The organism is Nocardioides sp. NPDC004968, from assembly GCF_040608935.1.
In the GTDB taxonomy this organism is placed as follows: Bacteria; Actinomycetota; Actinomycetes; order Propionibacteriales; family Nocardioidaceae; genus Nocardioides.
The window spans coordinates 17,925-31,110 of the sequence record NZ_JBEXJF010000012.1 but is presented as its reverse complement, the minus strand read 5'-3'; the positions used below and the strand labels follow the sequence as shown (position 1 = coordinate 31,110).

The 13,186-nt window shown below is 69.2% G+C and carries 7 protein-coding genes; 4 read left to right on the top strand and 3 right to left on the bottom strand.

The annotated features are described in order from the left end of the window. Window positions 1–74: 74 nt before the first annotated feature. Window positions 75–5,354 carry a pullulanase-type alpha-1,6-glucosidase gene (gene pulA / locus ABZU72_RS14000; protein ID WP_355019454.1) on the top strand — a complete coding sequence of 1,760 codons (5,280 nt, stop codon included), beginning with the start codon at window positions 75–77 and terminating at the stop codon, window positions 5,352–5,354. Between the two features lie 487 nt (window positions 5,355–5,841). On the opposite strand, the gene ABZU72_RS13995 is transcribed toward pulA, so the two are convergent. The 3 genes from ABZU72_RS13995 to kstD form a co-directional block, all read right to left on the bottom strand. Next, entirely contained in the window at window positions 5,842–7,308 is a 1,467-nt protein-coding gene (locus tag ABZU72_RS13995) for an FAD-binding protein (RefSeq protein WP_355019453.1), read from the bottom strand. Between the two features lie 94 nt (window positions 7,309–7,402). Beyond that, on the bottom strand, window positions 7,403–8,287 hold the full coding sequence (locus ABZU72_RS13990; RefSeq protein ID WP_355019452.1) for a MaoC/PaaZ C-terminal domain-containing protein: 885 nt from the start codon (window positions 8,285–8,287) through the stop codon (window positions 7,403–7,405). Continuing rightward, the gene (gene kstD / locus ABZU72_RS13985) at window positions 8,287–9,999 is read right to left on the bottom strand and encodes a 3-oxosteroid 1-dehydrogenase (protein ID WP_355019451.1); all 1,713 of its coding nucleotides are present in this window, start codon (window positions 9,997–9,999) and stop codon (window positions 8,287–8,289) included. Before kstD ends, ABZU72_RS13990 begins: the two co-directional genes overlap by 1 nt. Window positions 10,000–10,175: 176 nt before the next feature. On the opposite strand from kstD, the gene hsaA reads away from it, so the two are divergent. The 3 genes from hsaA to hsaC are packed head-to-tail and all read left to right on the top strand — an operon-like array spanning window position 10,176 to window position 13,167. Beyond that, entirely contained in the window at window positions 10,176–11,369 is a 1,194-nt protein-coding gene (hsaA, locus tag ABZU72_RS13980) for a 3-hydroxy-9,10-secoandrosta-1,3,5(10)-triene-9,17-dione monooxygenase oxygenase subunit (protein ID WP_355019450.1), read from the top strand. Then, window positions 11,369–12,271 (top strand): 4,5:9,10-diseco-3-hydroxy-5,9,17-trioxoandrosta-1(10),2-diene-4-oate hydrolase, encoded by a 903-nt coding sequence (gene hsaD / locus ABZU72_RS13975; RefSeq protein WP_355019449.1) that lies wholly within the window; start codon window positions 11,369–11,371, stop codon window positions 12,269–12,271. The genes hsaA and hsaD overlap by 1 nt, the downstream gene beginning before the upstream one ends. Then, window positions 12,268–13,167, top strand: a complete 900-nt coding sequence (gene hsaC, locus ABZU72_RS13970) for an iron-dependent extradiol dioxygenase HsaC (protein ID WP_355019448.1) — start codon at window positions 12,268–12,270, stop codon at window positions 13,165–13,167. Before hsaD ends, hsaC begins: the two co-directional genes overlap by 4 nt. The last annotated feature ends 19 nt before the right edge of the window (window positions 13,168–13,186 follow it).

Here is a 13,186-nt window from a genome sequence, read left to right as displayed (position 1 = left end):
CGCACAATCCAGAGAGGCCCTCAAAGGTGAATCGAAGAAGTGGCGCACACGGCGCGCCCAGGATCGCAGCGACCGTGCTCGCGACCGCACTGCTCGCCACGGTGCTGCAGACGGCCACGTCGGAGTCGGCGACCGCCGCGGCCCCGAAGCCGCCGTCGGACGCCAGGCTGGCCGCCGAGCCGGCCCGTCACGAGGCGACGAAGGAGCAGTTCTACTTCGTGCTGCCCGACCGGTTCGCCAACGGCGACACCTCCAACGACAAGGGCGGCCTGACCGGCAGCCGTACCGAGACCGGGTTCGACCCCGCCGACAAGGGCTTCTACCAGGGCGGCGACCTCCAGGGCCTCACCGAGCGACTCGACTACATCAAGGGCCTCGGCACCACCGCGATCTGGATGGCGCCGATCTTCAAGAACAAGCCTGTCCAGGGCGAGGGTGCGAACGCCTCGGCCGGCTACCACGGCTACTGGATCACCGACTTCACCCAGGTCGACCCCCACTTCGGCACCAACGAGGACCTCGAGACCCTCGTCGACGCGGCCCACGCGAAGGGCATGAAGGTCTTCTTCGACGTCATCACCAATCACACCGCCGACACCGTCGACTACGCCGAGAAGAAGTACGGCTACCGCCCCAAGGGCGCCTTCCCGTACCTCGACACCGAGGGCCGTCCGTTCGACGACGCCGACTCGTCCTCGGACAGCGCGAAGGTGGACGACGACTCGTTCCCGTACACCCCGGCCAACACCGGCGAGATGGTGCCGTCCTGGCTCAACGACCCGACGCTCTACCACAACCGCGGCGACTCGACCTGGGAGGGCGAGTCGACCACGCACGGCGACTTCAGCGGCCTGGACGACCTGTGGACCGAGCGTCCCGAGGTCGTCGAGGGGATGACGAAGATCTACCAGAGGTGGGTCCGCGACTTCGACATCGACGGTTTCCGCATCGACACCGTCAAGCACGTCGACCTGGACTTCTGGACCGAGTGGGCGACCGCCCTGGATGCGTACGCCGCCAAGCAGGGTCGCGAGGACTTCTTCATGTTCGGCGAGGTCTACTCCGCCGACAGCGACGTCACCTCTCCGTACGTCACCCGCGGCCGTCTCGACGCCACCTTGGACTTCCCGTTCCAGGACGCGGCCCGCGCCTTCGCCTCGTTGGGCGCTCCGGCCGACCGGCTCGCCAAGGTGTTCGCCGACGACTACAAGTACGCCACGGACAAGGCCAACGCCTACGAGCAGGTCACCTTCCTCGGCAACCACGACATGGGCCGGATCGGCACCTTCCTCGCGGCCGACCACCCCGGCGCGACCGACGCCGAGCTCGTCCAGCGCACCCGGCTCGCCAACGAGCTGATGTTCCTCTCCCGCGGCAACCCGGTCGTCTACTACGGCGACGAGCAGGGCTTCACCGGCGCCGGCGGCGACAAGGACGCCCGCCAGACGCTGTTCGGCTCGAAGGTCGCCGACTACCTCGACGACGACCAGATCGGCACCGACCGCACGCATGCCGACGACGCGTACGACACCACCCATCCGGTCTACACCGCGATCGCCGCGCTGGCGAAGCTCCGCGAGGACTACCCGGCGCTGACCGACGGCACCCAGCACGAGCTCCACGCCAAGGACTCCGTCTACGCGTTCTCGCGCACCGGAGAGGACCGTGAGTACGTGGTCGCGGTCAACAACGCCGCCGAGGCGAAGACCGTCACGCTGCCCGTGGAGTCGGCCGCCTTCGAGACGATCTACGGCGGCGACGCCACCGAGACCGCGGCCGACGGCACGATCGAGGTGACCGTCCCGGCGCTCTCCTCGGTCGTCCTGCGCGCCGACGCGAAGCTTCCGGAGGCCACCGCGAAGCCCACCCTGTCGCTGACCGCACCGAACCCCGGCGCCACCGGCACGGTCACCCTCTCCGCCGACCCGGGGGAGACCGCCGGTGCCCGCGTGGTCTTCGCCGCCCAGGTCGGCAACGGAAAGTGGCGCACGCTCGGCTCCGTCGACCACGCCCCCTACAAGATCACCCAGTACGTCCCCGAGACCGTCGCCGCCGGCACCGCGCTGCGCTACAAGGCGGTGGTGGTCGACCGTGACGGACGCACCGCGAGCGACTTGGCCGAGACCACGGCCGGACAGGCGCCCGAGGCTGAGAACCCGAGCGCCGTCGACCGCGACTACGCGGTCGTGCACTACCGGCGTGCCGACGGCGACTACACCGGCTGGTCGCTGCGCTCTGGCGACCAGAGCGGCGAGTTCAGCGGCCGCGACGCCTACGGTGCCTTCGCCTGGGTGAAGCTTCCCGACGGCGCGTCCTCGGTGACGTACACGGTCGAGAAGGACGGCACCGCCGACGGCGGTGAGCGGGCGATCGATCTCGCCGAGACCGGCGAGGTCTGGGTCGAGGCCGGCAGCGACGGCCAGCAGACCACCCGGCCCGACGGCGTCTACCCGGCGCCCGACACGTCCAAGGCGGTCATCCACCTGCACCGCGCCGACGGCGACTACGACGGCTGGGGCCTGCACACCTGGACCGGCGCCGCCAGCCCGACCGAGTGGTCCAAGCCGCTGCAGCCCACCGGCAAGGACGCCTACGGCGTCACCTTCGAGGTGCCGCTGGTCGACGGCGCCACCTCGCTCAACTACATCGTCCACAAGGGCGACGAGAAGGACATCCCGAACGACCGCTCGCTCGACCTGACCACGTACGGCCACGAGGTGTGGCTCAATTCCGGCGACACCGGCTACCTGCTGCCGTCGGTCGGGTCGGCACCCGAGCTCGACCTGTCCAAGGCGCAGGCACAGTGGATCGACCGGGAGACCGTGGTGCTGCCGAAGGAGATGGCGAGCGGCTCGGCGCTGTCGACGCAGCTGGTCTACGACCGCGACGGCGGCATCACCGTCGAGGGCGGCGCGCTCAGCAGCGAAGGCCGCTGGCTGCGGCTCCAGGCCTCGACGCTGAGCGAGGAGCAGAAGGCGCGGTACCCGCACCTGAAGGACTACACCGCCTTCACCGTCGACACCCGCGACCGCGACCGGATCCGCGAGGCGCTCGCCGGCCAGGTCCTGCTCACCCAGCGCATCGGCAACGGTGCCCTGGTCACGGGCACAGGTGTCCAGACGCAGGGCATCCTCGACGACCTCTACGCCGAGAAGGCGGAGAAGGCGTCCCTCGGGCCGGCGTTCAAGGGCGGCAGGGTCACCCTGTCCGTCTGGGCGCCGACCGCCCACGAGGTCTCGCTCGAGCTCGAGGGCAAGAAGGTCCCGATGCGCCGTGACGACGCCAGCGGCGTCTGGTCGGTGACCGGCTCCGCCACGGCCTGGCGCGGCAAGGAGTACCGCTACGCCGTGACTGTGTGGGCGCCGAGCGTGCAGAAGCTCGTCACCAACAAGGTCACCGACCCCTACTCGGTCGCGCTCACCGCGGACTCCGAGCGCAGCCTCGTCGTCGACCTCGGCGACAGGTCGCTCGCCCCCAAGGGCTGGTCGACCCTGAGGAAGCCGAAGGCCGTGGCGATGAAGGACGCCCAGATCCAGGAGCTCCACATCCGCGACTTCTCCGTCGAGGACGAGACCAGCGACCACCAGGGCGGCTACCTCGCCTTCGCCGACGAGGACAGCGATGGGGTGAGGCACCTGCGCGAGCTGGCCGAGGCCGGCACGTCGTACGTCCACCTGCTGCCGGCCTTCGACATCGCCACGATCCCGGAGAGGAAGAGTGACCAGACCACGCCCGACTGCGACCTCGCGTCCTACGCGCCGGACAGCGAGGAGCAGCAGGAGTGTGTCGCCGCGGCAGCGGCCAAGGATGCGTACAACTGGGGCTACGACCCCTACCACTACACGGTTCCGGAGGGCTCCTACGCCACCGATCCGGACGGCACCGACCGGACGGTCGAGTTCCGGCAGATGGTGAAGTCGCTCAACGAGGACGGACTGCGCGTCGTCATGGACGTGGTCTACAACCACACCACCAGCAGCGGCCAGGCGAAGACGTCCGTGCTCGACAAGATCGTGCCCGGCTACTACCAGCGGCTCCTCGCCGACGGCTCGGTCGCCAACTCCACCTGCTGCTCCAACACCGCACCCGAGAACGCGATGATGGGCAAGCTCGTCGTCGACTCGATCCTCACGTGGGCCAAGGAGTACAAGGTCGACGGCTTCCGCTTCGACCTGATGGGACACCACACCAAGGCCAACATCCTGGCCGTCCGCAAGGCCCTCGACACCCTCACGCTCGAGAAGGACGGCGTCGACGGGAAGAAGATCATCCTCTACGGCGAGGGCTGGAACTTCGGTGAGATCGCCGACGACGCCCGCTTCGTGCAGGCCACCCAGAAGAACATGGCGGGCACCGGCATCGCCACGTTCAGCGACCGCGCCAGGGATGCCGTACGCGGTGGCGGCCCGTTCGACGCCGACCCGGGTGTCCAGGGCTTCGCGAGCGGTCTCTACACCGACCCCAACACCTCGACCGCCAACGGCACCGAGGCGCAGCAGCGGGCGCGGCTGCTGCACTACCAGGACCTGATCAAGGTCGGGCTGTCCGGCAACCTCGCCGACTACTCGTTCACCGACACCGCGGGCAACCAAGTGAAGGGCTCGCAGGTCGACTACAACGGCTCGCCGGCCGGCTACGCGGACGAGCCCGGAGACGCGCTCGCCTACGCCGACGCCCACGACAACGAGTCGCTCTACGACGCGCTGACCTTCAAGCTGCCCGCCTCGACCAGCACCGCGGACCGCTCCCGGATGCAGGTGCTCGCCATGGCCACGGCCGCGCTCTCACAGGGCCCGGCGCTCTCCCAGGCCGGCACCGACCTGCTCCGCTCGAAGTCGCTGGACCGCAACTCCTACGACTCCGGCGACTGGTTCAACGCCATCCACTGGGACTGCGACGCCGGCAACGGCTTCGGTCGCGGTCTGCCGCCCGCGGCGGACAACGAGGACAAGTGGCCCTTCGCCGAGCCGCTGCTGGCCTCGACCACGGCGCCGGGCTGCTCGGAGATCGACGGTGCCTCGTCCGCCTACCAGGACCTGCTGAGGATCCGTACGGACGAGCCGGCCTTCCACCTGTCCACCACCGGCCAGGTCCAGGAGAAGCTCGGGTTCCCGCTCTCGGGGAAGGACGAGACGCCGGGCGTCATCACCATGCGCCTCGGTGACCTCGTGGTCGTCTTCAACGCGACCACGACGACGCAGCAGCAGACGGTGAAGGGGGCTGAGGGCGCCGGCTACCGCCTGCACCCGACCCAGGCCGACGGCTCGGACGAGGTCGTGAAGACGGCCACGTTCGAGGCGGGCTCGGGCACCTTCACGGTTCCCGCTCGGACGGTGGCGGTCTTCAGCCGCTGATCCGGACCGGTCGAGAAACGTACGCGGCCCCGGCTCATCGAGCCGGGGCCTGCGGCTCCCTTGGCAGGAAGCTCGGCGTCAGGATCAGGAAGGGCTGTTGCCGGCGATTGCGCCGACCACCACGAGCGTGATGACAACCAGGGCGGCGATGACCATGAGGCCGGCCGGGCTCCGGAAGTCGAACATGGGGATTCCTTTCGGCTAGTTCGGCGACAGGCGTCGAGTGGGGAACGATGGCCTGCGGACGCGTCGGGAGAGCCAACACCGGCGATGCCCGTGGCGTCGCGTATACATAACCAGCCAGGCTCGCGATGCGCGTAGGGTCGAAAGTCCCAAATTTTACCGAAGCCATTCACCTCTGGAGAGATATGTGATATGGCAACAGTTCGCTTGATGCGCGTCTGTAAAGACTAGCCGGAACCTGGGGTCGGCCGGCGATCGGTCTCGCCGGACGAGCCGAGGTTGTGAGGCCCGTCACCCGTGCCGGTCAGTCCAGCCCCGCAGCATGTCGCCCGGCGCGCCGGCCGAAGTAGGAGCCGTCGCCGAGCTGCATGCCGGACGCGTAGCCCTTGGCGTCCTGGGCGAGGTTGGCCGCGCAGGCGCCGGCGGCGTACAGGCCCGCGATCGCGGAGCCGTCCTGGCGGCGTACCTCTCCTTCGACGGTGGTCGCCAGACCGCCCATGGTGAACCCGGCGTACATCGCCTTGCCGAGCGAGAGGTCGTAGGCGCCCCACGGGCCGGTGTCCTGCGGCTCGGTCCACTCCGGCGCCTTGTGGAGCTCGGGGTCCTCGCCGTTGGCGGCATGGGCGTTGTAGGAGGTCAGGGTCGCGTTCAGGGCGTCGAAGGGTGCGCCCAGGCCGGCCGCCATCTCCTCGACCGTCTCCCAGCCGTCGATGAACGGGCACAGCGGCATCTTCGGGTGCTCGATGTGTGCCGAGTCGACGATCAGGAACGCAGCCGAGTCCGGCTGCTCCATGACGAACGCGGCCGTACGCGCGTGGTAGGAGTCCTCGGCCACGAACCGCTTGCCGTGCTTGTTGACGATGATCCCGGTGAGCAGGATCGAGGGTGGGTAGAACGGCGCGGTCTGGAATGGCTCGTCCATGAACCGCCAGCGGCCGCCCGCGGAGGCGCCCAAGCGCAGCCCGAGGCCGTCGTCGTAGGTGGAGGCCAGCGGGAAGAGCTTCTCGCCGAGCCGGGGCGTGTGCTCGGCGACCATGTCGGCGTTGCCGACGAAGCCGCCGGCGGCGAGGATCACCGCCTTGGCGCGGATCGCGCCACGCTCCTCGAACCGGCGCCACGCCAGGCCGACGACGCGGCCGTCCTCGATCACCAGGTTGGTGGCACCGGTCTCGTAGCGGATCACCGCCGACGTCTCGGCCAGCCGGTCGGCCATCCGGTCGACGACCAGCTTGGCGCCACCGGTGTCGCCAGGGACCGGCACCTTGTGGCCGCGGGGCGCCGGGACGGCGAGGTCGCGGAAGGGGTGGACCTTCTCGTTTCCGGTGTACATCAGCCCCTCGGTGCCGGGCTGGATGACGGCCTTGCCGGGCCAGAAGGTGCGCTCGAACTCGAAGCCGAGCGCCTCGAGCCAGTCGAAGTGCTCGACCGAGTCGTCGCAGTAGGCCCGGATCTTGTCGTCCTCGGGCTCCTTGGAGACCGCGCGGATGTAGTTGAACATCTCCTCGGCCGAGTCCTCGATCCCGGTCGCCTTCTGCACCGCGGTGCCGCCGCCGAGGTAGAAGTGGCCGCCGGCCATCGCCGAGGTGCCACCGGGCTCGGCAGCGCGCTCCAGGAGGATCGTGCGGGCGCCGGCCCGGGCTGCCTCCAGCGCCGCGGCCCCGCCGGCCACGCCGAAGCCGACCACGATCACGTCGATCTCCTCCGACCAGCCGCCGAATCGCTCCTCGACGTCGGCGGGGGAGAGTACGTCGGGCAGTGCTGTTCCGCTCATGCCGTCCCCCCGTGTAACACGTCGTTCGTAGGACTATCCGGTCGTTCTAATAGGGCGAGTAGTCCTACGAACAGCGTGTTACAGCTCGCGCGGCTCATCGCACCTCCAAGTAGCAGTCGGCGAGGACCGGGGCGCCGTCGCGGGCCGGGTCCGCCGATGAGATCGTGGCTTTGACCAGGTTCCTCGGCTGGTCGTCCCACGCCTCGATCGAGATCGTCTCGCCGGGGAAGACGATCCCGGCGAACCGGGCGCCGAACCCGGCGACCCGGGTGGCGTCCCCGTCCAGGAGCAGGGCGGTCGCCTCGCGCAGCACGATGCCGTAGGAGCAGAGCCCGTGCAGGATCGGCTTCGGGAAGCCGGCCTTCGCGGCGAAGGCGGGGTCGGCGTGCAGCGGGTTGCGGTCGCCGCACAGCCGGTAGAGCAGCGCCTGCTGCTCGGTGACGTCGTACGCACCCACGGCATCCGGCGCGCGGTCGGGGACCGGCAGCGACGTCGACGGCCCGCGCTCGCCTCCGAAGCCACCCTCGCCGCGTACGAAGATCGAGCTCCTGACCGTCCACAACGGATCGCCGGACGGGGTCGTGGCGACGCCCTCCTGGACGATGACGGCGGCCTTGCCCTTGTCCCAGACCTCGACGATCCGGGTCGAGACGACGGCCTCTCCCGAGGTGGGGATCGGGCCGTCGACGTGGATCTCCTGGGAGCCGTGGAGCACCGCGGCCAGGTCGATGTCGCAGCCCGGCAGGTCGAGGGAGGGCGGCTCGGTGACGTGGAAGGTCGGCGCCACGACGCCGAAGGACGGCAGCACCGTCAGGGCGTCGGAGTCGAGCGTGTAGCGCAGCGCTGCCGGGTCGGTCGCGTCGCCGGGACGGGAGCCGGCGCCGATGCCGAGGTGGTACAGCAGCACGTCGGACGAGCTCCACGAGAACGACTGGGACGGCAGCTCCGCGCCGATGGCCTTGGTCGGGTCGATGGGCATCAGCTGTGCTCCTTGTTCTCGGGATCGCTGAGCGAGACGGCGCAGTCCTCGGCGGCCAGATAGCCGAAGACCAGGGCGGGGCCGATGGTGGCGCCGGGACCGGCGTAGGTGCGGCCCATGACGGCGGAGGAGACGTTGCCGGCGGCGTACAGGCCCTCGATGGGGGAGCCGTCGGGGCGCAGGACGCGGGCGCGCCTGTCGGTGACCAGGCCGCCCTTGGTGCCGAGGTCGCCGGGAGCCATCTTGACGGCGTAGAACGGCGCCTGGTCGATGACGTTGAGCGAGCAGTTCGGCTTGACGGTGGGGTCGGAGTAGTACTTGTCGTAGGTCGACTCGCCGCGGTGGAAGTCCTCGTCGACGCCGGACTCGGCGAAGCCGTTGAACCGGGCCAGCGTCTCGCGCAGGCCGTCGACGGGCACCTCGATCTTCTCGGCCAGCGCCTCCACCGTCGAGGCCTTCACGACGACCCCGCTCTTGAGCCAGCGGCCCGGGAACGGCTGCCCGGGGCCGAGGCCGGCGAAGATGTAGCGGTTGCGGTAGCGCTGGTCGAAGACCAGCCAGGCCGGGACGTGCGAGATGCCTCGCCCAGAAATGTACTCAGCATGGCCCTTGTAGATCTCGTGGACGGCCTCGACGTACGGGAGTGCCTCGTTCATGAACCGCTTGCCCGCGCTGTTGACGATGATCGAGCCGGGCAAGTTGCGCTCGGCGAGCGCGAACCACGGCCGTCCGGGGAACGGGATCGTCGGACCCCACCAGGACTCGTCCATCAGGTCGGTGTCAGCGCCGGCCGCGATCCCTGCCAGGATCCCGCCGCCGGTGTTGGAGAAGGCGCCGGTGGTCCATTCGACCGAGGTCGGGGTGGGCAGGTACTTCTCCCGCATCTCCAGGTTGCGCTCGAAACCGCCGGAGCCGAGGATCACGCCGCGCCGTGCCCGGATCACCGTGGTCGGACCGGACTCGCCGTGGCGTACCTCGACTCCGACGACCCGGCCGCCCTCGGTGACCAGGCCGACCAGCTCGGTTTCGTAGCGGACCTCGATGCCGGCATCCAGGAGCCCCTTGCGCAGCCCGATCGCGAGCGCCGCGCCCATGGCGTACATCTTCTTCCCGAGGAGCCCGGCGAGGATCCGCGCCACCGCGATCTTGACCATCGTGATCGGGCCTCTGATCGTGCGCATGCCGAGGCTGATCTTCCGGAAGTCGGCCTGGGTGACGACCATGTTGGCCGGTGACTTCGTATAGGGCGGATGCAGGCGCGAGACCTCCTCGCCGATCATTCGGGCGTCGAGCGGGGCAGGCTCGACGGAGCGACCTGCGCCGCGGCCGCCGGGGGCCTCGGGGTGGTAGTCGGCGTAGTCGGGGACCCAGTTGAACCGCACCGGCGTCTTCTCGCAGACGAAGGAGAGCACCTCCGGGCCGCGGTCCAGGAACGTCTCGCGCCGGTCGCTGGGCACGACGTCGCCGACGATCGACTCGAGGTAGAGGCTGGCGGCCTCGGGGGAGTCCTTCTGGTGGGCCGCCTCGAGGGCGTGGTTGCGCGGGATCCAGACCCCGCCGCCCGAGCGCGACGTCGACCCGCCGAAGTAGGCGCTCTTCTCGATGACGACGGTCTCGAGCCCGTGGCGGCGGGCGGCCGCGAGCGCGGCAGTCATCCCGGCGCCTCCGGCGCCCACGACCACGACGTCGTACGTCTCGTCGGTCTGTCCCATGGTGCTCCCTCAACCTCGACTGTCCCAGAACTGAAACACGTTCTACCATAGACGACAGCGCACGAAACACGCCCAGGGACTCGACAAAACTGAAACGTGTTCTAGTATTGATCCATCGGCAGCGCACGAACCGCGCCGTCCGAGGTCATTGGGACACCATGCAGGAAGGCAGAGCGGTGAGCGAACCGACACAGCGCCCCCACAAGGACGCGCAGACCGTCAAGGACGGGGTGCAGGACCTGCTGCCCACGATCAGGGAGCGGGCCGAGGAGACCGAGCGTCTCCGGGTCGTGCCCGAGTCGAGCGTCAAGGAGTTGGAGGAGGTCGGCTTCTTCAAGCTGCTGCAGCCGGCCCGGTTCGGCGGTCTCGAGGCGGACCCGGTCGACTTCTACACCTGTGTGCGCGACATCGCCTCGGCGTGCGGGTCGACGGGCTGGGTCTCCAGCGTCCTGGGCGTCCACCCCTGGCAGATCGCGCTCTTCGACGACGAGGCTCAGCAGGCGGTCTGGGGCGAGGACCCCGACACCCGGGTCTCCTCCTCCTACGCCCCGGTGGGCAAGGCTGCGATCACCGAGGGCGGCTTCACGCTCTCCGGTCGCTGGTCGTTCTCCTCCGGCTGCGCACATGCCACCTGGGTGCTGCTCGGCGGCCTCGTCTTCAACGACGAGGGCCAGGTGGTCGACTTCCGTACGTTCCTGGTGCCGCGCGAGCGCTACGAGATCGTCGACGTCTGGAACGTCGTCGGCCTGGCCGGCACCGGCTCCAACGACATCGTGGTCGAGGACGTCTTCATCCCGGAGACCTTCACGCTCTCGATGGCCGAGACCGGACGCTGCAAGGGTCCCGGGCAGGCGGTCAACACCGGTGACCTCTACAAGCTGCAGTTCCACTCGCTGTTCACCACCACGATCACCACGCCGATCATCGGCATGGCCCGCGGTGCCTACGAGGAGCACGTGACCATGCAGCAGAACCGGGTCCGCGCCTCCTACGGCGAGAAGGCTTCCTTGGACCCCTTTGCTGCCGTGCGGGTGGCGACCGCCTCCTCCGACATCGACGCCGCCTGGGCGCTGCTGATGGGCAACATCCGTGAGCAGCAGGCCTACGTCGCCCGCGGCGAGAAGATCCCGATCACCCAGCGGCTGCGGATCCGCCGCGACCAGGTCCTCGGCACCCAGCGCGCGATCGACGCGATCGACCTGCTCTTCGAGGCCTCCGGCGGCCGGGCGCTGGCCAACGGCACCCCGCTCCAGCGTGCTTGGCGCGATGCCCACGCGGGTCGTGTCCATGCCGCCAACGATCCCGAGCGGGCGCTGCAGATGTACGGCGCCTCCGAGTTCGGGCACAAGGTCGACCCGGGGATGTACTGATGGTTCTGGTGAAAGAGGACGTCGCTCACGACGTCGCGATCAAGACCGAGGCCGCGGGTGAGATCTCGCTGCGCTACTACGACCTGGGTTCGGATCGGGACGACCGGCTGCCGCTGGTGATGCTTCACGGCGGGGGTCCCGGGGCCTCGTCGTGGTCCAACTTCGGCTCCGCGCTCGAGGGCTTCGCGGCCGACTTCCGCACGATCCTGATCGACCAGCCGGGCTTCGGCGCCTCCGACAAGCCGGAGGTGGTGGGCAACTACTACCGCTTCGCCGGCGACGCGGTGATCGCCCTCCTCGACGAGCTGGGCCTGAAGAAGGTGCACCTGCTGGGCAACTCGCTCGGCGGCGGGACCGCGATGCGGATCGCGCTGACCTACCCGGACCGGGTGGGGCGGCTGGTGCTGATGGGGCCGGGCGGGCTCTCGCTCAACCTCTTCCATGCCGATCCCACCGAGGGCGTACAGCGCCTGATGGACTTCTCCAGCGACCCCACCCGGGAGGCGCTCAAGGCGTTCATCTCGACGATGGTCGTCGACCAGAAGCTGGTCACCGACGAGCTGGTCGAGGAGCGGTTCGCGGATGCGACCGCGCCGGGTGCGCGCGAGGCGATGGCGTCGATGGGGTGGTCGTTCTACAACCCCGAGACCGCCGAGGACGGCATGCTGTGGCGTGAGGCGCACCGGCTGCGCCATCACACGCTGCTCACCTGGGGGCGCGAGGACCGGGTCAACCCGCTCGACGGTGCGTTCCCCGCCCTGAAGCTGATTCCCAAGGCGCAGCTGCATGTCTTCCCGCGCTGTGGGCACTGGGCACAGATCGAGGCCGCCGACGAGTTCCGCGAGGTCGCGGTGAACTTCTTGAAGAGGCACCGCGAACGTACTCCCAAGGAGAAGTCATGACGATCGACCTGAAGTCCATGGGCTACGTACGCGTCACCAGCACCGACCTGGAGGCGTGGCGTACGTTCGCCGGCAAGGTCCTCGGTCTGATCGAGGCGAAGGGCCCGAACCGGGAGCATCTCTACTACCGCATCGACGAGGTCTCGGCCCGGCTGGTGATCGAGCCGGGCGAGGTGGACCAGCTCAGCTGTGTCGGCTGGGAGGTCGCCGACCACACCGCGCTGGCGCAGGCCCGCGAGCACCTGGAGAAGTCCGGGGTCGAGGTGGAGGAGGGCACCCCCGAGGAGCTCGCCGAGCGCCGGGTCCAGGAGATGCTGCGCTTCCGCGACCCCTTCGACAACGTCTTCGAGCTCTTCCATGGCATCACCTACGAGCGACGCCCCGCGGTCTCGCCGTACGGCCACACTTTCGTGACCGGCGAGCAGGGGATGGGCCACGTGGTGATCCCGGTCTCCGACGACGTCGAGGCACTGGAGTTCTACCGCGACACGCTCGGGTTCCGGCTGCGTGACTCGATGAGCATGCCGGGGGAGTTCGCCGGCAAGGAGCCCGGCACGAAGATCTGGCTGCGCTTCCTCGGGATCAACCCGCGTCACCACTCGCTGGCGTTCCTGCCGTTCCCCAACGACTCCAAGTGCGTCCACATCATGCTCGAGGTCGACAAGCTCGACGACGTCGGCCGGGCGCTGGAGCGGGTGAAGAAGTACGGCGCGAAGCTCTCGGCGACGCTCGGGCGGCACATGAACGACGAGATGGTCTCCTTCTACGTGAAGTCGCCGGGCGGTTTCGACATCGAGTTCGGCACCGAGGGACTGCAGGTCGACGACCAGAAGTGGGTCGCCCGGGAGTCCACGGCCGTCTCGTACTGGGGTCACGACTTCGGCGTAGGCCAGTGATCGGGTATGCGTATAGAGG